A 26,255-nucleotide genomic window follows, 5' to 3' on the forward strand; every position below is an offset into this window, starting at 1 on the left:
GATGACCACCACCACCGCCACCACCGACCCGGTCGCCGAGGCCGCCGACCACCTCCACGCCACCGGCCTGCGCAACCAGTGGTACCCCGTCCTGCCCTCGCACTTCGTGGCGAACGGCGAGATGAAACGCGTCGTGCGCCTCGGCGAACCCTGGCTGCTCTTCCGCCGCCCCACCGGCGAACTCCACATGATCGCCGACCGCTGCCCGCACCGCAGTGCCCCGCTCTCCCTCGGCCAGCACCTCGGCGACCGCGTCGCCTGCCTCTACCACGGCGTGCAGGTCGACGGGGAGGGCACCGTCGTCAAGGTCCCCGGCCTGCCCGGCTGCAACCTGGAGGGCAAGCGCCTGGTCACCAGCCTCCCGGTCCGCGAGGAACACGGCGCCGTCTTCGCCTGGTTCGGCGACGAGGCCCACCCCGAGCCCGCGCCGCTGGTCCTGCCCGAACGGCTGACCGACCCGGACACCGCGGGCTTCCTCAACTACGCCGAGTGGGGCGCCCCCTGGCGCTTCTACATCGACAACGTCCTCGACCCGATGCACGGCGCCTTCCTGCACGGCACCTCGCACTCGATGGCCGGCGGCGCCAAGTCCGCCCGGTTCCGCATCCGCGAGACCGGCCACGGCTTCTTCTTCGAGAAGACCGACCAGGTCGGCGTCAACTTCGACTGGGTCGAGTTCGGCCGGACCGGCGTCGACTGGGTCGACCTGGAGATCCCCTACCAGCCGTACGCGGGCCCCGGCGGAGCCTTCGGCATCGTCGGCATGGTCACCCCGATCACCGCCACCGAGTCGGCGATCTTCCACTGGCGCACCCGGGCCGTCCAGGGCTGGGAGCGCGACTCCTGGCGCTTCCTGTACCGGATGACGCTGGAGGCCCGCCACCACGAGGTGCTGGAGCAGGACCGCACCATGCTGGAGGAGATGCCCGAGGACGCCGACACCGGCGAGAACCTCTACCAGCACGACCTGGGCGTGGTCCGCATCCGCCGCATGTACCGCGCCGACGCCGCCCGCCAGGCCGCCGAACTCGCCGCGCACCGGGGCGAAGCCGGATGAGCAGCGACGGCACCGTGCTGCTCACGGTCCTCCTCAAGCACGACCAGTCGCAGAACCTCGACCAGATCCAGTCCACCCTGGGCGAACGCGCCTGGTGGGAGAGGTTCCCGCCCGGCGACGCCGAGATCGTCTCCTGGGTGGTGGCGATGGGCATCGGCCAGATCGTCACCCTGCGCCTGCCCGCCGACCAGATCAACCTGGTCAACGTCGAGCTGGAGCGCAGCGCCTGGGGCGTCTTCCGCACCGAGTTCTACCCGACGTACGACTTCGTGCCGGTCCGCGAGCGGCTCGCCCGCGAGTGGGGCGAGAGCCGGGCCGGGGGAGGGGAGCCGGAGCCGGGGCGCGACGGCACGGCTCGGGCCGTCGACAGTGAGGAGGTGGCCGGGCCGCCGCGCCCCGGCATGTTCTCCCATGCCAAGGTGGTCGGCGACCGCTTCTCCCTCTCCGGGATGCACGCGGGCGACGGGCGCGGCGGCGTGCTCGGCGACGGCTCCGCCTACGACCAGGCCCGGCGCGCCCTCATCAAGGTCAAGGCGCTGGTCGAGGCGGCCGGGGGCGTCATGGACGACGTCCAGAACCTGCGCGTCTACCTCACGGACATCCAGGACAAGGGCGAAGTAGGCCGCGCCCGCACCGAGTTCTTCACCGGTGACTTCCCCTGCTCCACCCTGGTCGAGGTCTCCGCGCTCGTCGAGCCGGGGCTCACCGTCGAGATCGAGGCCGAGGGCGTGATCGGCTCCGCCCCGCGCACCTGACCGGCGCGGGCAGGAGGAACAGGAAGAGGGGGTGCCCGTCGACGGGCACCCCCTCTTCCTGTTGCGTCCGGCGTCAGTCCGTCTCCGCCAGCTCCTCCAGCGAGCGTTCCAGCTTGGCCAGCAAGGCGCCCAGCTGCGCCGACTCCTCGCCGCTCAGCCCGGCCAGCATCCGCCGCTCGTTGTCCAGGTGGACGGTGAACAGCTCGTCGATCAGCGCCAGCCCGGCCGGGGTCAGCCGGCAGTGCACCACCCGCCGGTCCTGCCCGTCCCGCTCCCGGACGATCAGCCCGTCCTTCTCCAGCCGGTCCAGCCGGAGCGTCACCCCGGCCGAGCTGATCAGCCCGCTCGCCGCCAGCTCACCCGCGGTCAGCTGGTACGGCGCGCCCGCCCGGCGCAGCGCCGTCAGCACGTCGAAGCCGGCCATCGACAGGCCCCGCTCGGCCAGCGGGCGGCTGGTCCGCGTCTGGTACAGCAGGAAGGTCCGGTGCAGCCGCGCGAGGACGTGCAGGGGCGCCGTGTCGAGCCCGGGGCGCTCGCGCCGCCAGTCGGCGATGATGCGCGCCACCGCGTCGTCGGTCTCCTGCCGGGGGGCGGTGGCCGCCGCCTTGTCCTTGCCGGGCAACTCGCGTCTCCCTCGACTCGTACTCCGGGGTGAGGGAAGCCTACCCGCCGGGCGGCGGGAGGAGAGCGGCCAGGACCCTCAGGCGAGCTGCCGGCGCACCAGCGCCCGCAGCCGCCCGTCCGGCAGCGCCAGCAGCGCGGCGGGGGAGCCCTCCTCCACGATCCGGCCGCCCTCCATCACCAGCACCCGGTCGGCGTCCATCACCGTCGACAGGCGGTGCGCCACCACGATCCGGGTCGCCTCAAGAGCCCGCGTCGACTCCATCACGGTGCGCTGGGTGCCGTTGTCGAGGGCGCTGGTCGCCTCGTCGAGGAAGAGGAGGCGGGGCCTGCGGATCAGCGCCTGGGCGATCATCAGCCGCTGGCGCTGGCCGCCGGAGACCGCCCCGCCCTGCGCGATCATCGTGTGCAGCCCCATCGGCATCCGCCGGATGTCCTCGGCGAGCCCCGCCGCCTCGGCCGCCGCCCACGCCTCCTCCTGGGTGAACACCTCCGCACCGCAGATGCAGTCCAGCACGGTGCCGGTGAGCGGCTGGGCGTTCTGGAGGACGACGCCCAACTGCCGCCGCACCGCCGCCTGGTCGAGGGCGGCCAGGTCCTGGCCGTCGTAGAGGACCGTGCCCGCCTGCGGCCGGTCGAAGCCGATGAGCAGGCGCAGCAGCGTCGACTTGCCGCTGCCGCTGGGGCCGACCACCGCCACGAACTCCCCGGGCCGCACCGCCAGCGACACGTCGTCCAGCACCAGCGGCCCGTCCTCGGCGTACCGGAAGGAGAGCCCGCGGGCCGCCAGTTCGCCGGTCAGCTCCCCGGGGGCGCTCGCCGAGGCGCGGACCTCCGGCTCCGCGTCCAGCACCGGGCGCACCTGCTCGTACAGCGGGAGCACCGCGACGGCCGAGACCAGGGCGCCGGTCAGCTGCGTCACCGAGGTCAGCATCATGGTGACGGCCGTGTTGAAGGTGAGGAACTCGGCCGCCGACAGGGTGCCCCGCGCGGGGCCGGCCAGCAGCATGAACATCAGCAGCGAGCAGAGCGGCAGGTAGACCGCGCTCAGCACGGTGGAGAGGTTCCTGATCCGCCCGGCCTTCTGCTGCATCCGGCGGCTGCGCGCGAAGCCGCGCGCCCACGCGGCGTACGCGAAGCTCTCCGCCGCCGCCACCCGCAGCTTGGGCAGGCCGCGCAGGGTCTGGAACGCCTGGTTGTTGAGCCGGTTGCCCAGCTCCACCAGCTTGCGCTGCCACTTCACCTGCCAGAGCCCCAGCAGCAGGAAGACCACCGAGACCACCAGCAGCACGCCGATCGCCGCCAGCGCCATCGGCACGCTGTGCACCAGCAGCAGCACCAGGTTGACCCCGGCCACCGTCACCGACTGCACGGCCGTCGGCCCGATCCCCGACAGCACCCGGCGGATCGCGCTGATGCCCATCGCGGCACTGGCCAGCTCACCGGTGGAGCGGTCCGCGAAGAAGGCCGTCGGCAGCCGCAGCAGCCGGTCCCAGACGGCCGGCTGCAACGCCGCCTCGATCCGCCCCTCCAGACGCAGCAGCGTCAACGACTGGAGCAGCATGAACGCCGCCGAGACCACCCCGGCCACCATCACCGCCACACACATCTGCGCGATCAGCCCGGTCTGCGCACTGGGCACGTACGCGCCGAGCACCTGCCCGGTCGCCACCGGCACCAGCGCGCCCAGCGCCACGGTGACCAGGCCGCTCAGGACGAGGTTGCGCAGGTCGCCCCGGGAGCCGCGCAGGCTGAAGAACATCAGCCGGCGCAGCGTCAGCGGGCCCTCGGGGAGCGGCCGGTAGAGCATGGTGGCGCGTTCCTCGAACTCGGCCGCCTCCTTGGCGCCGACCCGGATCCGGGCGCCGGTCGCCGGGTTGAGCGCCTCGTACCGGCCGCGCCGCCAGAGCAGGGCCACCGGCGCGCCGGACCTGGCGCGCCGCCCCACGAGCGGCCCGGCGTCGGTGCGCCACCACTCGCCGGCCAGCCGGACCGGGCGGGTCCGCAGCCGGGCGGCGGCGGCCATCCGCTCCACCGGGTCGAGCCGCCCGCCGCCCGCGACCGAACGCGCCGCCGCCTCCGGCAGCGCGATGCCGCTCGCCCGCGCCACCTGGCGGAAGACCGCGTACACCGCGTCGTCGCCCGCCTCGCCGCGCGCCCTCGGGGAGCGGTCGCGGCGGCCGATCGAGTCGAGCAGCGCCTGGTCGGCCCGCTCCCGTACCGCCTCACCGGCGCGGATACCGGCCGCCGCCCGGTCCTCGTGGGCCCGCTCCAGCCGCTCCACCCAGCCGTCGACGGCGGTCAGCAGGCGGTACTGCTGGTCCACCAGGGACTGCCACAGCGCCCCGTCGACCAGCAGGTCGGCCGCGGCCTCGGCGGCGAACTCGGCCCCCAGCCGGACACTGCCCGGCGGGACGTCCACCCACAGCACGTCCTCGTCGGCGGGCCCGGACCCCGCCGCGGGCCCGTCCGCCTGCGGTGCCGCGAACAGCACGGCGAGCCCCCGGCCGAGGCCGAGCCCCACCGCGTGCTCCAGCGGCCCGGCGACCGGCTCGTACCCGGGGTACCCCTCGTACCCCTCGGCCCCCTGCGGCGCGTACAGCTCGCGCAGCGGCAGGCGGCGTACGGCGCAGCGGGAGGAGAGGCGGCCCACCAGGGTGTGGCGGGGGCCCTCGACGGCGCCGAGCAGGAGCGTGCCGGCCTCCAGGCGGCCGAGGTAGTGCCAGTGGCCGTCCTCGGCGGCCGCCACCGCGAAGAGGTCGAGGCTCCCCTCGGTGACCAGCCACAGCGCCGAGGGGCCGCCGAGCGGCAGGGCCGACCCTTCGGCGCCCTCCACCGGTGCGCCGAGTCCGCCGAGCGCCGCCGTCACGGGGTCGGCGGCCGGGGTGGGGTGGGAAGCCTGCTGGGTGCCCGTCATCTCACTTCTCCTCGACCAGGGCCGCGTACGCGCCGCCCCGGGCGACCAGTGCGGCGTGGCGCCCGCGTTCCACGACCCGGCCGCCGTCCAGCACCACGATCTCGTCGCTGTCGCGCACGGTGGAGAGGCGGTGCGCGATGATCACGCAGGCGCAGCCGCGCCGCCTGAGCGCCGCCATCACCCGCTGCTCGGTCTCCGCGTCCAGCGCGCTGGTCACCTCGTCCAGCACCAGCACGCTGGGGCGGCGCACCAGGGCCCGGGCGATCTCCAGCCGCTGCCGCTGGCCGCCGGAGAAGTTCCGCCCGTCCTGCTCGACCCGGGCGTGGATGCCGTCGGGGCGGCGGGCGATCACCTCCTCCAGCCCGGCGTCGCGCAGCGCGGTACGGACCGCCTCGTCGGGCAGCGAGGGGTCCCAGAGCGTGACGTTCTCCCGCACCGTGCCCTCGAAGAGGAAGACGTCCTGGTCGACGAAGGAGACCGAGGCGGCCAGCGCGGAGCGCGGGATCTCGGTGAGCGGCTGCCCGTCGATGCGGATGGTGCCCTCCCACGGCTGGTACAGGCCCGCGAGCAGCCGGGAGACCGTCGACTTGCCGCTGCCCGACCCGCCGACCAGCGCCACCTGCCGCCCCGGCCCGACCGTCAGCGAGAACTCCGTCAGCAGCGGCGCGTCCAGCGGGCTGTAACCGAAGGTCAGCCCTTCCAGCTCCACCCGGCCCGCCAGCCGCCGGGTGTCCGCCTCGCCGCCGCCGGCCCCCTCCCGCCGGTACAGCCCGTCCGCCGGGAACGCCTCGACGTCCCGCAGCCGGGTCACGTCGGCCGCGAAGTCCTGGATGCGGCCCGCGACGCCGTTGAGCCGGGTCAGCGGCGCGGTGAACCGCACCATCAGCGCCTGGAACGCCACCAGCAGCCCGACCGACAGATGCCCCTCTACCGCCCGCAGCCCGCCGATCCACAGGATCAGCGCGCTGTTGAAGGTGGCGAGCGCCGGGGCCACCACCGACAGCACCGCCGTCGGCACCCCGAGCCGCTGCTGCTCCTCCAGCGTCGTCGCGTGCTGCCCCGCCCACCTGCGGAAGAACCCGTCCTCGCCGCCGGTCGCCTTCATCGTCTCGATGAGCTGGAGCCCGGTGTACGCGGTGGTGGTGAGCCGCGCGTTGTCGGCCCGCAGCTTCTGCGTCCGGGTGGCCCGCAGGTGGATCACCACCCGCATCGCCACGATGTTGAGCAGCGCGATCCCCACCCCGACCACGGTCAGTTGCGGGTCGTACGTCCACAGCAGCAGCGCGTACAGCACCACCACCACCCCGTCGACGGCGGCGGCCGCCAGGTCGCGGGCGAGGGTCTCGGCCACCGTGTCGTTCGACTGGAGCCGCTGCACCAGGTCGGCGGGGGAGCGCTGGGCGAAGAAGGTCACCGGCAGCCGCAGCAGATGGCGCAGGAACCGGGCGCTGCTCAGCGTCGAGGAGATGATCCGCCCGCGCAGCAGATTGGCCTGCTGGAGGGCGGTCAGCGAGGCGGTCAGCGCCACCAGCGCGCCCATCGCCGCGAAGAGCGGCCCGAGCACCGAGGTCCGCTCCCCGATCAGGAACAGGTCGATGTACGTCCGGCTCAGCGCGGGCAGCGCCGCGCCCACCACGACCAGCAGCAGGCTGGCCAGGAGCGCGGTCAGCAGGGTGGCGCCGGTGCCGCGCAGCCGGGCCGGCAGCGCGCCGAGCAGCCCGGGCTTGCGGCCGCCCTTGCGGAACGAGGGGCCCGGCTCCAGGACCAGGGCGACGCCGGTGAACGAGGCGTCGAACTCCTCGGCGCTCACCACCCGGCGCCCCTTGTCGGGGTCGTTGAGGCGGACCGCGCCGCGCCGCCCGGGACGCCGCAGGAAACCCTCGTGGACGACGTAGTGGTTGAACTCCCAGAACAGCACGGCGGGGGCCCGCACCTCGCGCAGGGCGGCCGGTTCCATCTGCATGCCCCTGGCGGTCAGGCCGTAACTGCGGGCCGCCTTCAGGACGTTGCTGGCGCGTGAGCCGTCGCGGGAGACGCCGCAGGCGATTCGCAGCTCCTCCAGCGGGACGTGCCGCCCGTGGTGGGCGAGGACCATGGCGAGACAGGCGGCGCCGCACTCCACCGCCTCCATCTGCAGGACGGTGGGGGTGCGGACGGGCCGCCGCCGGGGCGTACGGCGCGGGGGCGCGGCGCGGCGGCGGCCGGAGGAGGGGGCGGCGCGGCGGCCCCGGCGGCCGCCCGGGGTGGGCGGGGCGGTGGAGCCGGTCCCGGCGGCGGGGGCGTCGGCGGGTGCGGTCACGGGAGGAGCCAATCGGCCGGGCGCTGTTCGTCCAGGTGGACGGCGCCGTCGACGAGGGTGAGGGTGGTGAGCGGCTGCGGCGGGCCGTCGGAGGTCGACCAGGTGTAGCCGCTGCGGGTGCTCTTCGTGGGGTGCAGCCGGACCTCGACGGCGATCGGCGGCCCGTTCCGGGAGAACTCCTCGCCGAGCTGGGTGGAGCCGAGGTCGGCGGAGATCTGCTGCCGGGTCCGGGCGGTGCGGCCGACCGACTTCACGGTGCCGCGCAGCACGCCGTAGCTCTGGGCGGGCACCGACTGCACGGTGAGGTCGACCTCGGCACCGGGCCGGAGGGAGGCGCCGCTGTCGGCGGGGGCGTAGAGCACCGCGAGGAGGGGGTCGTCCGGGTTCTCCTGGCGCTCGACGGCGGCCAGGTCGGAGCCGGTGGTGACGACGGCGCCGGTGGCGGCGGCCAGCGCGGTGACCCGCCCGGCGGCCAGCGCGCGGATGGTCACGTCGCCCCGCGCCGTGCGGACGGTCAGCAGCGGGGTGCCGCGGGCGACGCGGCGGCCCTCGGCGGTGCGGACGGCGGTGACCTGTCCGGAGACGGTGGACTGGACGACGTAGCTGCCCTGGGCGTGGGTGAGGACGCCGGGCGCGGTGAGGGTGGTGGCGACCGAGCCGGTGACGGCCCACACGCCGCCGGCGGCCATCACGACGAGGGTGACGGCGAGGACCAGGAGTCCCTGCGGGCGGGCGAACCGCACCGGCAGGTCCAGCTGTTCGGGCGACTGGAGCTTGGTCAGGGCCTGTTGGCGAAAGCGCACGGAAGACTTCCTGGACTGCCGGGCACCGGCCTCTCGGCCGTGCGGCCGGGTGTCGCCGTGGTGCGGGGGGACGCCGCGCGGGCGTCCGGGGAGGACAAAGGAGGCGGCCGGTGCCCCGGAACCCGAGCGGGTCCGGGGCACCGGCCGAGCGGTCCGCCTCAGCGGGCCGCACGCGTCGTCAGGCGACGCGTGGGGTCTCAGAGACCGGCGACGAGGCCGGTGACCGGGGCGGTGTTCAGACCGGTGGTCTGCTCCACGACGCCGGTGACGGTGCCGAGGGTGTCGGAGACCGGGGCGACCGAGTCGAGGCTGGAGGTGACCGAGCCGACGAGGCCGTTCACGAGGCCGCCGGAGATGTTGTCCAGCTCGCTGTCGGCGATCTCGGCGGTCTCGACCTGGGGGGTGTAGCTCATGGGGGGAGTTCCCTTCGCATCACTGACGGAAATAGTCACCGCGACGCACTCGTGCAGAAGAAGGGGAAAATCTTCTGGCGGCCCCCGGGCGAAAGGCGTGAACCTTCAGATCCGGGGGCGGTGCCGCAGTGCGATGGATCAAAGCACGACGGTGCGCGGGGCGGCCAATCGGTCAGAGCGGAATTCGGCCGGCGGTGCCGTTCTCCTCACCACCGTGTGCGGAATCGGGCACAGGAGAACGGCACCACCTTCACACCGTCCCGCCGCCGTACCAGGTGGGGTCACGCTCGCGTGTACACCGCGCCCCTCGCTGTGAAGCCCTGGTGCACGCCGTCGACCTCGGCCGTTCACGCCCGGTGAAGGTATGGGTGGCGGTGACGGAGCTGCGGCACGGCTGTGCAGATTCACCGCAGGAGAACCCGCTCCGGGGTGCGGCGGATTCGTGTGCGGACGGCTTTGGGAAGGCCATGTTTCCAACATGTGGAGGAATAGCGTCCGCCGCGAGGAGAAGAAGGAGCGGAAGCGGACTGATTGCCTTCGCCCGGCGAATTCTTGCGCACTGAGAAAAGAGAGCGGAGGGGTAGGGGCGGGAATTGCCCACAGGGCGCGAAAGGGCGGGGACGGGGAATGCACGCTTCCCCGTCCCCGCCCTTTCGCGCCCCGCGCCCTCCTCGGCGCCCGCGCTCACACCTCCCGGCGCATGCAGCAGCGCGGCCACCGGTCCAGTCCGTGCGCCGCCTCGGCCCGCCGGATCTCCCGCAGCCCCGGCGTCAGCTCACGCTCCGCCAGCGGGCGGAAGCCGCACCGCACGTAGTACGGCGCGTTCCACGGCACCTCGGTGAAGGTGGTGAGCGTCAGCGCCGCGGCCCCCTCGCTCGGCCGCGTGATCCAGCAGGGCCCGCCCGACACCCCGGCGCGCACTCTCCGGACGCACCGTCACCTGCTCGACGTGAAGGTTGCCGTCGACCCGCTCCGCGACCAGGTACGCCACGGGCCGGTCCTCCCCGTCGGCCGCCACCCAGGCGAGCCCCGACCGCGCGTACCGCGCCAGCTCCGCCACCGGCGGCGGCTCGTCCTCCGCGATCTCGGCCATGCCGATCTCCCGGAACCAGACTCCGGCGGCCCGCTCGATGTCCTGGAGGGCCGTCAGTTCGGCCTGGTGCACGGCTCGGATACGCATGGGGGCATGGTCCGGTGCGCGAGGGCGGGAGGCAACGGGAAAAGGGGGCGGCCCCACCGGACGAAGGGGGGAAAGTCCGGTGGGGCCGAGGCAACCTGCCAGGCCAGGGGGAAGGGCCGTCAGGTCGGTCTGAGGGGCGTGTGCCCGGGGCGGGGGGAGTCATGCCGGCCGGGGGCGGGCAATTCTTCGCGCGGGGTTCTCGCGACCCGGCCCGCACGGCCGTTCAGCGGGCGTACAGGGCCTCGATGACCTCCGCGTAGGTGTCCGTGACGGCGCTGCGGCGGAGTTTGAACGAGGGGGTCATCAGGCCCTCCTGGCGGGTGAAGTCGACCGGCAGGATCTCGAAGGCCCGGATCGACTCGGCGCGTGAGACCAGGGTGTTGGCCTGGTTGACCGCCCGCTGGAGCTGGGCCCGCAGCTCCGTGTCGTCCGCCGGGGCCGAGGCGGCCCGGCCGGACGCCCCGCGCAGGCGCTGCCAGTGGGCCAGGGCCTCCTGGTCGACGGTGAGCAGGGCCGCCACGTAGGGCCGGTTGTCGCCGACCACCAGGCACTGGGCGATCAGCGGATGGCGGCGCAACTGCTCCTCCAGCAGTTGTGGGGAGACGCTCTTGCCGCCGCTGGTGATGATGATGTCCTTCTTGCGGCCGGTGATCACCAGGTAGCCGTCCGGGTCGAAGCGGCCGGTGTCCCCGGTGGCCAGCCAGCCGTCGGCGAGCCCCGGCGGGTCGTGCAGGTAGCCCCGGAAGACCGTGTCCCCGCGTACCCACACCTCGCCGTCGCCGGCGATCCGGACGGTCGAGCCCGGCAGCGGGCGCCCCACGGTGCCGAAGCGGACCCGGCCCGGGGGCTGGGCGGTCACCGCCGCCGTGGTCTCGGTCAGCCCGTAGCCGTCGTAGACGGTCACCCCCGCGCCCTGGAAGAAGAGCCCCAGTTCGCGGCGGAGGGGCGAGCCGCCCGAGACGGCCGAGCGGACCCGTCCGCCGAAGACCGCCCGGACCTTGGCGTAGACGGCCCGCTCGTAGACGGAGTGCCGCAGCCTGGTGACCGGTCCCGGGCCGTGTCCGGTGCCCGCCGTGTGCTTCTCGCGGGCCTCGGCGTGGGCCACGGCGGCCGCCCGTGCCTTCTCGAAGATCACCCCGTGCCCGGCGGCCTCGGCCTCCCGGCACGCCTCGTCGAAGATCCGCTCGAAGATGTAGGGGACGGCGAAGAGGAAGGTGGGCCGGAACGAGGCGAGGGCCGGGAGGAGCACCGCCGGGGCCATCTCCGGCTGGTGGGCGAGGAGATAGCCGCCGCGTACGCAGGTGACCACCACCATCAGGCCGTAGCAGTGGGCCAGCGGCAGGAAGGCGAGGACCGAGGGCTGTTCGCCGCGGGGGGCCAGCAGGTGGCCCCAGCCCGCGATGAGGGTGTCGCACTCGGCGGCCAGGTTGGCGTGGCTGATCACGCAGCCCTTGGCGGCGCCGGTGGTGCCCGAGGTGTAACAGATGACGGCGGTCGCCTCCGGCCGGACCGCCGCCCGCAGCCGCAGCACCTCGTCCTCCGGCACCTCGGCGCCGCGCTCGGCGAGTTCCGCCGTGCAGTCCAGGTCCAGCTGCCAGAGCCCGAGCAGGGCGCCGGGGTCGGCGCAGGCCGCCGCGATCGTCATCGCCTGCCCGCTGTGCTCCACCACCGCCGCCCGGACGGACGCGTCGGCGAGGACCCAGCGGACCTGCTCGATGGAGGAGGTGGGGTAGACCGGCACCACCTCGGCGCCCAGCGTCCACAGGGCGTACGCCAGCAGCGTCCACTCGGGCCGGGTACGGGACATCAGCACCACCCGGTCGCCGGGCCGCACCCCCTCTGCCAGCAGGCCCCGGGCCAGCGCCAGTACCTCGTCGCGGAGCCGGGCCGCCGTGACGGTGCGCCAGGGGCCGCCGGGATCCGTGGGTTCCAGGGCCAGCTGGGGGCGCGTCGGGTACGTCGCGGCGGTGTGGAAGACCGAGTCGGCCAGGCCGCCGGAGACCGGCGGGGCGACCAGGCGCTCCACACTCACTTCCCGCACCGGGTACGCCTCCGTTCGTCATCCCGGCCGCGTGCCGCACCAGCGCGGGGCCCGTACCTGACGGATGGCCGGCTCGGCAACCTACAGCGCCCCGCACGCACTGGCCAGGGGTGACGGGGGAGTTCACCACCGTGCGCCGGGGGCGGCTCCGCGCGCCGCCCGGCCGGGGACGCGCGGAGCCGCCGGCCCGTCAGACGCCGGGCGGCACCCGGCCGGGACGCCCGTTGCCCCGGGTCAGGGTGTAGCCGAAGACGCCCGCCAGGGCGGCCAGTACGGCACCCCCGGCCGTCCACAGCCACCGGTCGGTCCACCAGCCGGAGGACCAGCCGTCCTCGGGCTCGGCGAGCGCCGCCGGACGCGGCGCCTGCTCGGCACCGTCCTCCTCGGACGTCTCCTCCTCGGCCTGCTCCTCGGCGGAGACCGCCGAGACGCCGGGCGTCAGCGGCTCGGAGAGCCTCCCGCCGACCGCCGTGGAGCCGCCGGTCTCCCGGGAGTCGACCGCCACCTCGGCCTGGAACGGCCGGCCCAGGTCGTCGGCGGCGAGCCGGGAGACCGTCAGCCGGACGTAGTACGCCCCGGGCAGCGGGTCGTTGGCCCACGGCTCGGAGTAGGCCCGCACGGTACGGAGCGTGCAGGTCAGCCGCACCTCGGCGGCGTCCTCGGCGGCCCGCCGCTCCTGGAGGCCGTAGGTGCACGGCTGGCGGCGGCGGAGCCCGTCGTAGACGTCGATCCGCCAGGTGGAGGCGGACTGCCGGGCCTGTTCGGCGGGGAGCGACACGGTCGCCCGCACGGTCGGGCGCTGCCCGGTGTCGGCCGGGAAGACCCAGTAGAGGTAGTCACCGGTCGACGCGGAGGCGGTGCCGCGCTGCCCCTGCGCGAGCCGCGCCGCCGTGCGGAACGCGGTGCCCGCCTCGGTCGGACCGGCCTCGGCCTCCTCGTCCTGCGAGACGGAGGGCGAGGGCGAGGTGTCGGCGAGGGCCGGCGGCGCGGCCGTGAACAGCGCCGCCGCGGCGAGGGCGGCCCCCACGGCGACGCGCCCGCGCGGGCGCCGGGACGGCACGGACCGGGACCTGCGAAGAACGGTACGCATCAGTGGGTCCTCCAGACGGCGAAGCGCCAGCGCGACAGCCAGCCGAAGATCAGGCCGCCGAGGAAACCGGCGAGCACCAGCACGCCCAGCAGCCACCAGCCACGGCCCAGCCCGAAGGCGGCCGTGTCCGAGGCGTCGGACGGCCCGTCGACCACGTCGACCGTCAGCTCCAGCGGCATACCCGGCGCCGAGGCGTCGGCGGCCTTGGCGGAGGCCGGGGCGAAGGAGTTGCTGACCTCCAGGCAGACCGGGGTCGCGGCCGGCTTGTCGGTGTCGGCGTCCTCCCGCTCCCGCTCCGGGTGGCGCAGACCGGACGAGATCACGTCGGTCCGGCCGCTGCCCGCCTCCGAGCCGCGCACCAGCTCGCGGCCGTGCGCGGTCACCGCGCGCAGCAGCACGCCGTAGTCGTCGGCGAGCGGGCGGTCGGCCGCCACACTCACCGAGGCGCGCAGCTCCTGGCCGGGCAGCACGTCCACCCGGTACCAGCGGTGGGTGCCGAGCGGCTGGCGGTCGGTGTACAGGCCCGGCTCGATCTTCGGCGCGTCGGCGCAGGCCGCGGCGCCCTCGACCGGCACCGGCGTGACCACCGGGTCGGCCGCGCGGTCCACCAGCTGCTTCACCTTGTCGGAGAGGTCCTCCTTGTGCTGCACGGCGGTGTAGGTGCCGCCGGTCGCTCCCGCGATGCAGGAGAGCTGCTGGCGGATCTTGGCGTTGGGCACCAGGCCGAGCGTGTCGATGACCAGGTCGACGCCCTTGGCCGCGATCTCCCGCGCCACCTCGCACGGGTCGAGGGGCCCGCAGGTGTCCTCCCCGTCACTGATCAGCACGATGCGGCGGCTGCCGCCCTCGTCGCCGTCCAGGTCGTCGGCGGCGCCGAGCAGCGCCGGGCCTATCGGGGTCCAGCCGGTCGGGCTGAGCGTCGCCACCGCCGTCTTGGCCTCGGTACGGTCGATCGGCCCGACCGGGTAGAGCTGCCGGGTGTCCTTGCAGCCGCGTGCCTTGTCCTCACCCGGGTAGTCCGCGCCCAGGGTGCGGATGCCGAGCTCGACCTCCTCGGGCACCGCGTCGATGACGTCGTTGAACGCCTGCTTCGCCGCCGACATGCGGGACTGTCCGTCGATGTCGCGGGTCTTCATGGAACCGCTCACGTCGAGCACCAGCTCGACCTTGGGCACGGGGCGTGCGCTGGGCCCGTCGGCGGTGGTGGCCGCGGCCGCTGTCGACGCGGCGGGGAGAGCCCCCGCCACCACCGTCAGCAGCGCGGCCACCACAACCGCTGCCCGTCTTGTTGTGATCATCGGCGGATCTTATTGAAGAAGGTGACGGACCCCCAAAACGTGTCCGGGAGGTCGGGGTTGGGGCCCCGGCGCACGGTTCCCGGAGCTTTCGGGGCGTGTGCCGCACCTCCGCGCGGGGCCCACCCGGCGCTGCCGACGCCCCGCGTCGATGTTGACCTTCACGTTGGTCGAAGCCCAATGATGGCGGCGTGACCAGATCCGACCTGATGCCGATCGGGGCCTTCGCCCGCCGCACCGGCCTGACCTCCAGCGCCCTGCGGTTCTACGCCGACTCCGGGCTGCTGCCCCCGGCCGAGGTGGACCCCGTCACCGGCTACCGCTACTACGCCACCGCCCAAGTGGAGCGGGCGCGGGCCCTGCGCCGCCTCCGGGAGATCGCCATGCCGCTCGCCGGGGTCGAGGCGGTCCTCGACGCCGGGCCCGAGGAGGCCGCACGGCTGCTCGACGCGCATCTCGCCAGGATCGAGGAGGACGCGGCGACGGCACGGCAGAAGGCCGCGGCCGTCAGGTCCGCGCTCGGCGGCGACCGGGCGGGCCTGCTGATCGCCACGGTGAAGGGCCCCGTACTGGCGGACGCGGTCGAGCAGGTACTGACGGCGACCGCGCACGAGCCGGGCATGGCGGTGCTCGGCGGCCTGCACGTCGAGGCGGGCGGCGAGGCGCTCGCCCTCACGGCGACCGACCGCTACCGGCTCTCCACCCGGACCCTGGCGCCCGCGCGCCCGGCGGAGCAGAGCTGGAGCGGCACGGTCGACGGCGACGACCTGCGGGCCGCCGCCCCCGAGGTCCGGCGCACCCCGCTGGTCCGCGTCGAAGCGGTGCCGCACGGGATCTGGCTGCGCCTGCCCGGGCGGGAGGACCGCCACTGCCGGACGCTGCCCGAGCGGTTCCCCGACCACCGGCAACTGCTCGCCTCGCTCGGCGAGGTCACCACCCGCGCGACGGTCCCGAAGGAGCCGCTGCTGCGCGCCCTGGAGGAACACCCGGCCGACCACGTCACCCTGCGCGTCTCCGGCCACGCGGTGACCGTCGGGCCCCCGGACGCCCGGCACCCGGGCACCACGGTCGCCGCCATCGTGCGGGGCGAGCCCCTGGAGATCCGGTTCGCGACGACCACGCTCTACCCCGCCCTGAGCACGGCGATCGGCCCCGACGTGATGCTCGACCTGAGAGGCCGCGACCAGCCCGTCACCCTCCGCTCCGCCGACCGCGGCGACCTCACCACCCTGGCCATGCCGGTCGCCCTCGACCATCCGGTCTGACGACGACGCCGCCACCTCCCACGACAACGACGAAGAGGAACCTCATGAGCGCGACCACGACCTCGACCACAACCGACACCGCCACCGCCGGTACCGACCCGACCATGGACGCCATAGGCCGAGCCGTCGTCGCGGGCAGAGCGGGCGAGACCCGTTCCGCCCGCCGTCAGCTCCTGGAGCTCTGGTCCGAGACCGGCGTCACCGGTGACCCGCTGCACCGCTGTTCCCTTGCCCACTACCTGGCCGATCTCCACGACGATCCCGCTCAGGCCCTCGCCTGGGACGTACGCGCCCTGGACGCCGCCGACGCCGTGACCGAGCAGCGCGTCCAGGAGCACCACGCCGGCCTCCACATCGCCGGGTTCTACCCGTCCCTCCATCTCAACCTGGCCGACAACTACCGCCGTCTCGGGTCGTTCGACGCGGCCGCCGAGCACCTCGACCTGGCCCGGACGTACGCCCCCGCCCTCCCGGCCGACGCCTACGGCGACACCCTGCGTACCGCCCTCGACGAGGTGGCGGAGGCCGTCGCCCGGCGGGACACCACCAGGCGGCCCTCCGCGCCCGGCCCGACCACCTGACGGGCCACGGCCGTCAGGCCGGCTGAGCGGCGGCGCCCGGCGCCGGCGACCCGGCCGGACCCGCCCCGGTCTCCGGCTCGCGCGGCTCCCGGGCGTCCCGCGCCGCCGCCCGGCTCAGCGCCACCACGCCCGCCCCGGCGGCCAGCGCCCCCGCCAGGGCGGGCAGTATCCCGGCCGCCCCGCCGTGGAGCCGTTCGCCGAGGAGGACGAGGCCCACGACCGAGGCGGCCAGCGGGTTGGTCAGGGTGACGACGGCCAGGGGCGCCCCGAGGCCGGAGCGGTAGGCGGTCTGGGCCAGCAGCAGCCCGGCCGTGGCGAAGGCGGCGACAAGCAGGGCGACCAGGACCGTCTGGAGGACCGGCGGCGCCGCCTTGCCCGGGGCGGCCAGCGCGACGGTCACAGTCTGGGTCAGTGCCGAGGCGATGCCGGAGGCGATCCCCGAGGCGGTGGCGTGGCGCAGCCCCGGGGTCCGGCCCCGGCGACCGAGCGCGCCGATCAGCAGCAGGGTCGTGGCGCCGACCGCCAGCGCCTCGGTCAGGGTGAGGCTGTCCTCGGGGGCGGGCCCGGAGGCCGCGTACATCAGCAGGCCCAGTCCGCCGAGGGTGAGCAGTGCCCCGCGCCATTCGAGCCGGGCCACCCGGCGGCCCGCGTACCGCGCGCCGAGCGGGACGGCCGCGACCAGGGTGAGCGCGCCCAGCGGCTGGACCAGGGTGAGCGGGCCGAACCGCAGCGCGACCACGTGCAGCAGGGCCCCGGTGGCGTTGAGGCCGACCGCGCCCCACCAGGCACCGGCGGTTAGCAGCCGGACCAGGCCCCCGGAGCCGTCCGCCGCGGTACGGGCGGCGAGGCGTTCCTGGGCCACGGCGGCCGCGGCGTAGGCGAGGGCGGAGACCAGGGAGACGGCGATCGCGACGGCCAGGTCGGCGCTCACCGCCGGCCGCCCGGCAGCGGTGCGTGGGCGAGCGGGTGGTGGCCCCGGGAGGGCGCCGTCTCCGCGAGCCGGACGCAGGCGAGGGCGGCGGCGAGCAGGCCGGTGGCGGCCAGCGCGTCGAGCCAGTAGTGGTTGGCGGTGCCGACCACCACGAGCAGGGTCAGCGCGGGATGGAGCAGCCAGAGGTACCGCCACCGGGAGCGGGTCGCCACGATCAGGCCGACGGCGACCATCAGGGCCCAGCCGAAGTGCAGCGAGGGCATCGCCGCGAACTGGTTGGCCAGCGGATCGGCCTCCGGCGCCGCGCCGTACACCGTCGGGCCGTAGACCTGCCCGGTGTCGACGAGGCCGACCGCCTCCAGCATCCGGGGCGGTGCGAGCGGGACCAGCAGGTGCAGGACGAGGGCCGCGCCCGTCAGGACCGCGAGGACGCGCCGGGACCACAGGTAGTGGCGCGGCCTGCGCCGGTAGAGCCAGACCAGGAAGAGCGCGGTGGCCGGGAAGTGGACCGTGGCGTAGTACGTGTTGGCGATCCGTACCAGGGTGTCGCTGTGCAGCAGCAGGCTCTGCACGGTGGCCTCGTCGGGCAGGCCCAGCGCGCGTTCCGCGTGCCAGACGCCGTCGGCGTGGTGGAAGGCGGTGGCGGTCTCGCCGGCGGCGAGCAGGCGGCCGCACTTGTAGACGAGGAAGAGTCCCGCGACGAGGAGGAGTTCGCGGACGAGCGGCGGCCGGGACGCGAGGTCCGGCCGGTCCTCCGCGGCAGGCGCGGAACGGGCTCTCATGCCCCGGCCCCTTTGCTGACGGTGTGGATGTGGTGCGGTCGGCGGATGCGGTCGAACGGCGGCCGGATCGATACGCCAGTGTACCGATACGGCTCCGTATCGGTACACTGGCGTATCGATGGGCTGTGTGGCCGGAAAAGGATCTTCCCGGGCCGTCCGGCGGCCGCCCGCCACCGCGAAGCGAGAGGGTTGGCGCATGACGTCGCAGAGTGAAGAGCGCAGCGGGCTCTCCTCCCCCCGCTCCAAGATCACCCCCGAGCGCGAGCACGAGCTGTACGAGGCCGTCCTCGACCTGCTCCGCGAAGGCGGCTACGAGGCGCTGACGATGGAGGGTGTGGCGGCCCGCACCCGGTGCGGCAAGTCGACCCTCTACCGCCAGTGGGGCAGCAAGCCCCAGCTCGTCGCCGCCGCCCTGCGCGCCCAGCGCTGCGTCCGCTTCTCCGGGATCGACACCGGCTCACTGGCCGGGGACCTCCGCGAGGCCGCGCGTGCCGGGGCCGAGCGCGGCGACCGGGACAGCCTCCTGGTGCAGGCGCTCGCCCACGCCGTCCTCCAGGACGAGGACCTCCAGCAGGCGCTGCGCGAAGCGCTGATCCACCCCGAGATCAGCATGGTCGACTCCATGCTCGACCGGGCCGAGGAGCGCGGGGAGATCCCCGTCGGGCACCCCGCCCGGGAGTTCGTCGCCGCGCAGATCTTCGGGGTCCTGCGGGTCCGGCCCGTCCTGGAGGGCCGCAGGCCCCATCCGGCCGAGGACACCGCGTACCTTCAGCGCTTTGTCGACATCTGTATCCTGCCCGCGCTGGGCCTCGGAGCCCCGGCCGAAGCCGCTGCGGCGGACGGGAGATGAGACGGGGCCGCCGTCCTCGCGGATGAGGGACGGCGGCCCGAGGCGCCGCTCCGTGGGGACGGGTGCGGCGCGCCGCGGGACCGGGTGGGGACTCCTCTGAGCGGAGGGAGCCCCGCCCGGCATCCCGCACACCGGCCTCCGGACGGCACCGCCTCCTCAGACCTCGCGGCCGGGCCCCGTCCCCAGTTCCGCCTTCTGTATCGCCCGGGGTATCTGGTCCAGCGCGGTCGGCTTCGGGGCCTTGGGGTGGTCGTCCAGGCCGAAGCGGACCAGCACCATCAGTTCCGGCGAGGCCGGCGAGGGGAACGCCAGCGACTGCACGTACCCCTCCACGCCCGAGGCCGTCTCCACCTTCCAGCGCACCAGGTACCCGCGCTGCCCGGCCACCGTCACCGCCTTCGCCGCCACCTCCTCCTGCGAGGTGATCTTCCCGTACGTCCCCCCGCCGTACGCCTCCTCGGTGTTGGCCTCGATGTCGGCCTCCGCCGTGGCGCGCGCCGTCTTCTCCTTCAGCCCCACCGCCTGGGCGGGCATCGAGAAGGCCCCGCTGCGCACACAGGTCAGCTCCGGCGAGCCCGGGCACGGGTACGGACGGGTCGTCACCTGCGCCCCCGCCTCCCCGGACGCGCCGGTCCACCCCTCCAGCACCGGCAGGCTGATCCCGCTCGCCCCGTCGGTCGCCGCGTCCGCCGCACCCTCGCCGGGCGCCCCGCGCTCCCCGGTGTCCTCCTGGGCGCTCCCGGCCCGGTCGTCCGCGCGGTCCTGGGTCAGCGCGTACACCCCGCCGCCGATGCCGGCGAGCACAACCAGGCCCACCACCGCCGCGACCACCGTCCTCGCCGTCCGCCGCGACTTCGGCGGCGGGGCGTACGGCTGCCCGTGGGCCCAGGGGGCCGGGCCGCCCCAGCCGGGCGCGGCCTGGGGCGCGGGCGCCCCGGGCCCGCCCGCCGGGCGGAGGCTGTCCGTCCACCGTCCGCCGTCCCACCACCGTTCCTGGCGGGGGCCGTCACCTTCGTGGCCGGGATCGGGGTACCAGCCGGGGGGAGTCACCTGTGTCATGGGCGCCACAGTAGGAGCCGGGAGTGAGGGAGTCATGAGAGGGGGCGGACCCGAACTCGCGCGCCCCGGCGCCGCCTTCGCGTCGCCACCGCCGCCCCGGCGTCCGTAATCGGACGTATCTCCCCGTTGTCACCCCTGGATTCTCACCCCTCGCACCAGGGAACGCACGGAGTGTGCACCGCGCGGGAGCCGCGTTGGCTACGCTCGGAGCCGCAGCGCAGCCAGGTCCGGGCGCCGGACCGCGAACTGACGGGGGAGGAGCGGCATGGCACGGGAGAACGCCCAGGCCGTACCGTCCGGAGCACTCTGGGAACGGGACGCGGAACTGGCCGCCGTCTCCGCCGCGGTCGACGGACTCTGCGAGGGACACGACACCGGCGGCCTGCTGGTCTTCACCGGCGAGGCGGGCATCGGCAAGACGGCGGTACTCGGCGAGGTCGAGCGGGTCGCCGCCGGCCGCTGCACCGTGTGGACGGCACGCGGCGGCGAGACCGTCACCTCCGTCCCCTTCCACGTCGTCCGTCAGCTCCTCCAGCCCGCCCTGGTCTCCCTCGGCCCCGTCGAGGCCCGCGAGTACCTCGGCGACTGGTACGAGATCGCCGGTCCCGCCCTCGGCATCGCCCAGCCCGGCGGCCGTCAGGTCGACCCGCAGGGCGTCGTCGACGGACTGGTCGCCGCCGTCAGCCGCCTGGTCATGCTCCACTGGCCGCTCATCCTCGTCATCGACGACGCCCACTGGGCCGACCAGGAGTCGCTGCGCTGGCTCGCCGCCTTCGCCGAGCGCCTCGACGACCTGCCGGTCCTGCTCGTCGTCGCCCACCGGGACGGCGAGGCCACCGGCGACAGCGCCCGCCACCTGGAGACCGTCGGCCGGGCCGCGCGCCCCGGCACCAGCCTCGCCACCCTCACCGCCTTCACCCCCGACGCCACCGCCGGCCTGACCCGCGCCACCCTCGGCGAGGGCGCCGACGACCCGTTCTGCCGGGAGGTCTGGGCCGTCACCGGCGGCAACCCGTACGAGACCGTCGAACTCCTCGCCAAGGTCCGCGCCGCCGGGATGGAACCGGTCGAGTCGACCGCCGGCGCCCTGCGCGAACTCAACGCCAAGGCGCGCGGCCGCGGCCTGGTCGCCACCCTCGAAGGGCTCGGCACCGACGCCACCAAGCTCGCCTGGTCCGCCGCCGTCCTCGGCACCAACATCACCCTGCGGCTCGCCGCCGAACTCACCGGCCTCGGCACGGAGGACGCCGCCCACGGCGCCCGCCTGCTGCGCGAGGCCCGCATCCTCACCGGTGGCGACGACGCCCTGGAGTTCGTCCACCCGCTCATCGCCACCGCCGTCTACCAGTCCGTCCCCGCGGCCGCCCGCACCGCCCTGCACGGACAGGCCGCCTGGGCCGTCACCCGCTCCGGCCGCAGCGCCGCCGAAGCCTCCCGCCACCTGCTGGAGGTCCACCCCGACGACGACCCCGAGATCGTCGACCAGTTGCGCCGCGCCGCCCGCGAACACCTCGCCGTCGGCGCCCCCGAGGCCGCCTACCGCTGCCTGGAACGGGCACTCGCCGAACCCCCGCTCCCCGAGACGCACGCCACCGTCCTCTACGAACTGGGCTGCGCCGCCCTGCTCACCTCACCCAACGGCACCGTCGCCCACCTGCGCGCCGCCCTCGCCATGGACGGCCTCGAACCCGGCACCCGTACCGACTCCGTCTGCCGCCTCTCCCAGGCCCTCGTCCACCTCGGCCACGTCAGCGAGGCCGTACAGACCATCGGCCGCGAGGCCGCCCGCCTGGAACCGGGACCCGACCGGATGCGGCTCCAGGCCGTCCACTACATGTGGGAGGGCATCCACACCGGCGAGGCCGACGCCCTCGAACGCTCCCGCGTGCTCCGTGAGATCGCCCAGCCCCTCACCGGCCGCGACAACTCCGAGCGGGCCCTGCTCATCCTGCGCGCCTTCGACGCCATGACGCGCGGCGAGAACGCCGAACTCGTCGTGGAACTCTGCGACCGCGCCCTCGTCAACGGCCGGCTCGCACCCGGACTCGGCTGGACCGACACCGAGTGGAGCTTCGAACTCCTCATCATGCTCGGCGGCAGCTACCTCTTCGCCGACCGCCTCGACCGCGCCGAGGCACTCTTCGCCGAGGCCCTGCGCATCTACGAGATCTCCGGCTGGAGCGGCGGCCACCTCGCCATCGCCCACGCCTTCGTCGGCTACGTCCACCGCAGGCGCGGACGGCTGGTCGAGGCCGAGGGCTATCTGCGCGAGAGCCTCCGGCTCGCCGACCGCGTCGGCGAGGAACTGCCCATGCACTGGGACGCCGCCTGCATGCTCATCGACACGCTGCTCTGCCGCGGCCACCTCGGCAGGGCCCAGGAGATCGCCGACCGCTACCACTTCGGCCCGCCCTACCCGTCGATCCTGATCCTCCCCGACGCCCAGTCCGTCCGCGGCCGCCTCCTCCTCGCCCAGGGCCGTACCAAGGAAGCCATCGACGAGCTCGAATCCGCCTCCCACGCCGCCGCCGAGACCGACCGCTACAACACGGTCCTCGCTCCCTGGCAGCACCTCCTCGCCCGCGCCGTCGCCCCACGCGACCCCCGCCGCGCCGCAGAACTCGCCGCCGACGCCCGCCGCCAGGCCGAACGCTTCGGCACCGACACCGCCATAGGAGAGGCCCTGCGGTGTGCCGCCGCCCTGGAGACGGGGCAGCGGGCCACGAGCCTGCTGGCCCGGGCGGTCGCCTACCTGGAGTCGTCGCCGTGTGCGTACGAGCATGCGGAGGCGCGGGTGGCGTACGGGATCGCGGCCCGGGACGCGGGGGAGCTGACTCGGGGTCTGACGCTGGCGAGGGCCTGCGGGGCGGACACGTTGGCGGCCAGGGCGCGGGATGTGCTGCGGGAGGGGCGGGGGTGGGGGTGACTCCCGGCCCGTCGTGACGAGCCTGCCTCCTCCCGCGCGGCGCCGACAGGTCGACCCCCTTCACGAGTGCGCCCCCCACGCCCCCACGCACCCCCCTGACCGGCACTTCTGCGCGGCCATCCGAACACCTAGGGTGGAGTCGATCACTGCTGAGCGGGAGAGGGGACGGCGATGACCGAGGAAGCGGTACGCGTGCGGGTCGAGGGGCGGGTCGGGCGGATCACCCTGAACCGGCCGCGTGCTCTCAACGCCCTCAATCACGTTATGGTGGAGCGGATCGCCGAGGCGCTGGACGCCTGGGAGCACGATCCGGCCGTCACCACCGTCGTCGTGGAGGGTGCGGGGGAGCGGGGGCTCTGTGCGGGCGGTGACGTGCGGGCCATCCGGGAGGACGCCCTGCGCGGCGAACTGGACGCCCCGCTCGCCTTCTGGCGCGACGAGTACACGCTGAACGCCCGGATCGCCCGGTACCCGAAGCCGTACGTCGCGCTGATGGACGGCATCGTCATGGGCGGCGGGGTCGGGATCTCGGCCCACGGGAGCGTCCGTGTCGTCACCGAGAGGTCGCTGGTGGCCATGCCGGAGACCGGGATCGGGTTCGTGCCGGACGTCGGCGGGACCTACCTGCTCTCCCGTGCTCCCGGCGAACTCGGCACCCACCTCGCCCTCACCGGCCGGCCGGTCGGCGCCGGTGACGCGCTGCTCTGCGGGCTCGCCGACCACTACGTCCCGTCGGCCGGACTCCCCGCCCTGGTCGAGGCGCTGGCCCAGGCCCCGGAGGGTGAGGACGCCGCCGCGACCGTCGCCCGCCTGGCACACCCCGCCCCTGAGGGCGAACTCGCCGCCCAGCGTGGGTGGATCGACGCCTGCTGGTCCGCGCCCACCGTGGAGGAGGCGCTGGAGCGGCTCCAGGAGTCGGGCGAACCGGCCGCCAAGGAGACCGCCGAGACGGTCCGGGGGCGCTCGCCGCTGGCCCTCAAGACCACCCTGGCCGCCGTGCGCAGGGCCCGTGCGCTGACCAGCCTCGAAGCCGTCCTCGACCAGGAGTACCGGGTCTCCGCCCATGCGCTGACCTGGCCCGACCTCTCCGAGGGCGTCCGGGCCCAGGTGGTCGACAAGGACCGGGCGCCCAAGTGGGTGCCCGCGACGCTGGACGCGGTGACGGACGAGGCGGTGGCCGAGGCTTTCGTGCCGCTGGGCGAGGGCCGGGAACTGGGCCTCGCCTGACGGGACCGGTCAGCCGGACTCGCCGAGTACCGCGCCCAGGTCGTACCGGACCGGCTCCGCGAGCTGCGCGTACGTGCAGCTCTCCGGGGTGCGGTCCGGGCGCCAGCGCTTGAACTGGGTGGTGTGGCGGAAGCGGGTGCCCTCCATGTGGTCGTACCCGACCTCGCAGACGCGTTCCGGGCGCAGCGGTACCCACGACAGGTCCTTCGTGCCCGACCAGCGGCTCGGCGCGCCCGGCAGCCGGGCCTCCTCGTGGGCGGCCGCCTCGCCCCACGCCGCCCACGGGTGGTCGGCCACCGACTCCAGCCGCAGCGGCTCCAGTTCGGCGATCAGCTCGGTGCGCCGGCGGGCGGTGAAGGCGGCGCAGACGCCGACGTGCTGGAGGGTGCCCGCGTCGTCGTAGAGGCCCAGCAGCAGGGAGCCGACGCCGGTGCCGCCCCGGTGGGTGCGGTAGCCGGCCACCACGCAGTCGGCGGTGCGGCCGTGCTTGATCTTGTACATGACGCGTTCGTTCGGCCGGTAGCCGAGGTTCAGCGGCTTGGCCACCACGCCGTCCAGCCCCGCCCCCTCGAACTGGTCGAACCACCGTTCCGCCAGCTCGGGATCGCGGGTGGCCGGAGCCACGTGGAGCGGCGGAGCGGCCTCGCCCAGCTCCTCCTCCAGCAGCGCCCGCCGTGCGGTGAGGGGGCGGGTGGTCAGGTCCTCGTCGCCGAGGGCCAGCAGGTCGAAGGCGACGAAGGAGGCCGGGTTCCTCTCCGCCAGCATCCGCACCCGGGAGGCGGCCGGGTGGATGCGCTCGGAGAGCAGCTCGAAGTCGAGCCGCCCGTCGCGCGCCATCACGATCTCCCCGTCCACCACGCACCGCTCGGGCAGCCGCTCCAGCAGCGCCGCCACCAGCTCCGGGAAGTACCGGGTGAGCGTCTTGCCGGTGCGGCTGCCCAGCTCCAGCTCCGGCCCGTCCCGGAAGACCAGGGCCCGGAAGCCGTCCCACTTCGCCTCGTACTGCATCCCCGGCGGAATCCGTGCCACGGACTTGGCGAGCATCGGCTTCACAGGGGGCATCACCGGCAGGTCCATACCCCGAGTCTGCCCGATATGCGGCATATCCGCTGGCGGCCTACGGTGGCCGCATGGGATCGGAAGCGGTGCAACTCGAGGTCGACGGGCACAGCGTGCGGCTCTCCCACCCGGACAAGGTGTGGTTCCCCGAGCGCGGCTTCACCAAGCTGGACGTCGCCCAGTACTTCCTCGCCGTCCAGGGCGGCGTCACCCGCGCCCTGCGCCGGCGGCCCACCACCCTCCAGCGCTTCCCCGACGGCGTGGACGGCGAGTTCTTCTACCAGAAGCGCGCGCCGAAGAACAAGCCCGACTGGCTGGAGACCGCCCGCATCTCCTTCCCCAGCGGCCGCCACGCCGACGAGATCTGCCCCGACTCCCCGGCCGCCGTCCTGTGGGCCGTCAACCTCGGCTGCCTCACCTTCCACCCCTGGCCGGTGCGGGCCCCGGACACCGAGCACCCCGACGAGCTGCGCGTCGACCTCGACCCGCAGCCCGGCACGGACTTCCGCGACGCCGTCGCCGCCGCCCAGACCCTGCGCGAGATCCTCGACGAGTACGGCCTGCGCGGCTGGCCCAAGACCTCCGGCGGGCGCGGCCTGCACGTCTTCATCCCGATCGAGCCGGTCGAGCCCTTCGTGGAGGTCCGCAGGGCCGCCATCGCGCTGGCCCGCGAGATCGAGCGCCGTATGCCCGAGCGGGTCACCACGGCCTGGTGGAAGGAGGAGCGCGGCGAGCGCATCTTCGTCGACTACAACCAGACCGCCCGCGACCGCACCATCGCCGGTGCCTACTCCGTCCGCGGCAAGCCCCACGCCCCGGTCTCCGCCCCGCTGCGCTGGGACGAACTGGACGACGCCGACCCCCGCGACTTCGACCTCCTCACCATGCAGGCCCGCTACGCCGCCCTCGGCGACGTGCACGCCGACATCGACGACCACGCCTACCGCCTCGACCCCCTCCTGGAACTGGCCGCCCGCGACGCGGCCGAACACGGCCTGGAGGACCTGCCCTACCCGCCGGACCACCCCAAGATGCCGGGTGAACCCCCCCGCGTACAGCCGAGCAGGGCCCGCCGCGACCCCGGCGACTCCGGAGACTGAGGCG

20 protein-coding genes and 1 pseudogene are annotated in these 26,255 nt (G+C 74.7%); 8 read left to right on the forward strand and 13 right to left on the reverse strand.

Features of this window, described 5'->3' with window-relative positions; genetic code table 11:
• The first annotated feature begins 1 nt into the window (after position 1).
• Complete coding sequence (locus tag IF45_RS0113605; RefSeq protein ID WP_003951997.1) at positions 2–1,057, forward strand: Rieske 2Fe-2S domain-containing protein; 1,056 nt, start codon at positions 2–4, stop codon at positions 1,055–1,057.
• On the forward strand, positions 1,054–1,812 hold the full coding sequence (locus tag IF45_RS0113610) for a RidA family protein (protein WP_030307606.1): 759 nt from the start codon (positions 1,054–1,056) through the stop codon (positions 1,810–1,812). The genes IF45_RS0113605 and IF45_RS0113610 overlap by 4 nt, the downstream gene beginning before the upstream one ends.
• Before the next feature lie 73 nt (positions 1,813–1,885).
• Here IF45_RS0113610 and IF45_RS0113615 read toward each other — a convergent pair whose 3' ends face one another.
• The 9 genes and pseudogenes from IF45_RS0113615 to IF45_RS0113655 form a co-directional block, all read right to left on the reverse strand.
• The gene (locus IF45_RS0113615; protein ID WP_008406926.1) at positions 1,886–2,434 is read right to left on the reverse strand and encodes a MarR family winged helix-turn-helix transcriptional regulator; all 549 of its coding nucleotides are present in this window, start codon (positions 2,432–2,434) and stop codon (positions 1,886–1,888) included.
• Positions 2,435–2,512: 78 nt separating this feature from the next.
• Entirely contained in the window at positions 2,513–5,350 is a 2,838-nt protein-coding gene (locus IF45_RS0113620; protein WP_030307607.1) for an NHLP bacteriocin export ABC transporter permease/ATPase subunit, read from the reverse strand.
• A 1-nt stretch (position 5,351) separates the two neighbouring features.
• Positions 5,352–7,649, reverse strand: coding sequence for an NHLP family bacteriocin export ABC transporter peptidase/permease/ATPase subunit (locus IF45_RS0113625; RefSeq protein WP_030307609.1), 2,298 nt, complete (start codon positions 7,647–7,649; stop codon positions 5,352–5,354).
• Positions 7,646–8,452 (reverse strand): biotin/lipoyl-containing protein, encoded by an 807-nt coding sequence (locus IF45_RS0113630; protein ID WP_015506777.1) that lies wholly within the window; start codon positions 8,450–8,452, stop codon positions 7,646–7,648. The genes IF45_RS0113625 and IF45_RS0113630 overlap by 4 nt, the downstream gene beginning before the upstream one ends.
• Before the next feature lie 197 nt (positions 8,453–8,649).
• Positions 8,650–8,865 (reverse strand): hypothetical protein, encoded by a 216-nt coding sequence (locus IF45_RS0113635; protein ID WP_008412458.1) that lies wholly within the window; start codon positions 8,863–8,865, stop codon positions 8,650–8,652.
• A gap of 684 nt (positions 8,866–9,549) precedes the next feature.
• A pseudogene (locus IF45_RS31380) lies at positions 9,550–10,045 on the reverse strand (GNAT family N-acetyltransferase).
• Positions 10,046–10,268: 223 nt separating this feature from the next.
• The gene (locus IF45_RS0113645; protein ID WP_030307611.1) at positions 10,269–12,086 is read right to left on the reverse strand and encodes an AMP-dependent synthetase/ligase; all 1,818 of its coding nucleotides are present in this window, start codon (positions 12,084–12,086) and stop codon (positions 10,269–10,271) included.
• 190 nt (positions 12,087–12,276) lie between these two features.
• Positions 12,277–13,176 carry a hypothetical protein gene (locus IF45_RS0113650; protein WP_015506775.1) on the reverse strand — a complete coding sequence of 300 codons (900 nt, stop codon included), beginning with the start codon at positions 13,174–13,176 and terminating at the stop codon, positions 12,277–12,279.
• Positions 13,176–14,474 carry a VWA domain-containing protein gene (locus tag IF45_RS0113655; RefSeq protein WP_030307613.1) on the reverse strand — a complete coding sequence of 433 codons (1,299 nt, stop codon included), beginning with the start codon at positions 14,472–14,474 and terminating at the stop codon, positions 13,176–13,178. Before IF45_RS0113655 ends, IF45_RS0113650 begins: the two co-directional genes overlap by 1 nt.
• 188 nt (positions 14,475–14,662) lie before the next feature.
• On the opposite strand from IF45_RS0113655, the gene IF45_RS0113660 reads away from it, so the two are divergent.
• Together IF45_RS0113660 and IF45_RS0113665 are read left to right on the forward strand one after the other, a co-directional pair.
• Complete coding sequence (locus tag IF45_RS0113660; RefSeq protein WP_037638009.1) at positions 14,663–15,736, forward strand: DNA polymerase III subunit beta family protein; 1,074 nt, start codon at positions 14,663–14,665, stop codon at positions 15,734–15,736.
• Positions 15,737–15,780: 44 nt separating this feature from the next.
• Positions 15,781–16,317, forward strand: coding sequence for a hypothetical protein (locus tag IF45_RS0113665; RefSeq protein ID WP_030307617.1), 537 nt, complete (start codon positions 15,781–15,783; stop codon positions 16,315–16,317).
• A 13-nt stretch (positions 16,318–16,330) separates the two neighbouring features.
• Here the strand turns inward: IF45_RS0113665 and IF45_RS0113670 are convergent, their stop codons facing one another.
• Positions 16,331–17,248: a DMT family transporter gene (locus IF45_RS0113670; RefSeq protein ID WP_030307619.1), complete on the reverse strand. Its 918-nt coding sequence runs from the start codon at positions 17,246–17,248 to the stop codon at positions 16,331–16,333.
• Positions 17,245–18,030, reverse strand: a complete 786-nt coding sequence (locus tag IF45_RS0113675) for a phosphatase PAP2 family protein (RefSeq protein ID WP_030307621.1) — start codon at positions 18,028–18,030, stop codon at positions 17,245–17,247. The genes IF45_RS0113670 and IF45_RS0113675 overlap by 4 nt, the downstream gene beginning before the upstream one ends.
• A gap of 196 nt (positions 18,031–18,226) precedes the next feature.
• Between IF45_RS0113675 and IF45_RS0113680 the strand changes: the two genes are divergently transcribed.
• The gene (locus IF45_RS0113680) at positions 18,227–18,880 is read left to right on the forward strand and encodes a TetR/AcrR family transcriptional regulator (protein WP_008416666.1); all 654 of its coding nucleotides are present in this window, start codon (positions 18,227–18,229) and stop codon (positions 18,878–18,880) included.
• A gap of 156 nt (positions 18,881–19,036) precedes the next feature.
• Here IF45_RS0113680 and IF45_RS0113685 read toward each other — a convergent pair whose 3' ends face one another.
• Entirely contained in the window at positions 19,037–19,939 is a 903-nt protein-coding gene (locus tag IF45_RS0113685; RefSeq protein ID WP_030307623.1) for a DUF2510 domain-containing protein, read from the reverse strand.
• Between the two features lie 265 nt (positions 19,940–20,204).
• On the opposite strand from IF45_RS0113685, the gene IF45_RS0113690 reads away from it, so the two are divergent.
• Together IF45_RS0113690 and IF45_RS0113695 are read left to right on the forward strand one after the other, a co-directional pair.
• Positions 20,205–22,865, forward strand: coding sequence for an ATP-binding protein (locus IF45_RS0113690; protein ID WP_030307625.1), 2,661 nt, complete (start codon positions 20,205–20,207; stop codon positions 22,863–22,865).
• 171 nt (positions 22,866–23,036) lie between these two features.
• Positions 23,037–24,092 carry an enoyl-CoA hydratase/isomerase family protein gene (locus tag IF45_RS0113695; RefSeq protein WP_008408388.1) on the forward strand — a complete coding sequence of 352 codons (1,056 nt, stop codon included), beginning with the start codon at positions 23,037–23,039 and terminating at the stop codon, positions 24,090–24,092.
• A gap of 9 nt (positions 24,093–24,101) precedes the next feature.
• Here the strand turns inward: IF45_RS0113695 and IF45_RS0113700 are convergent, their stop codons facing one another.
• Positions 24,102–25,169: an ATP-dependent DNA ligase gene (locus tag IF45_RS0113700; protein WP_030307627.1), complete on the reverse strand. Its 1,068-nt coding sequence runs from the start codon at positions 25,167–25,169 to the stop codon at positions 24,102–24,104.
• A 53-nt stretch (positions 25,170–25,222) separates the two neighbouring features.
• On the opposite strand from IF45_RS0113700, the gene ligD reads away from it, so the two are divergent.
• Positions 25,223–26,251 (forward strand): non-homologous end-joining DNA ligase, encoded by a 1,029-nt coding sequence (gene ligD / locus IF45_RS0113705; RefSeq protein WP_008408384.1) that lies wholly within the window; start codon positions 25,223–25,225, stop codon positions 26,249–26,251.
• The last annotated feature ends 4 nt before the right edge of the window (positions 26,252–26,255 follow it).

Source organism: Streptomyces albidoflavus, assembly GCF_000719955.1.
GTDB lineage: Bacteria > Actinomycetota > Actinomycetes > Streptomycetales > Streptomycetaceae > Streptomyces > Streptomyces albidoflavus.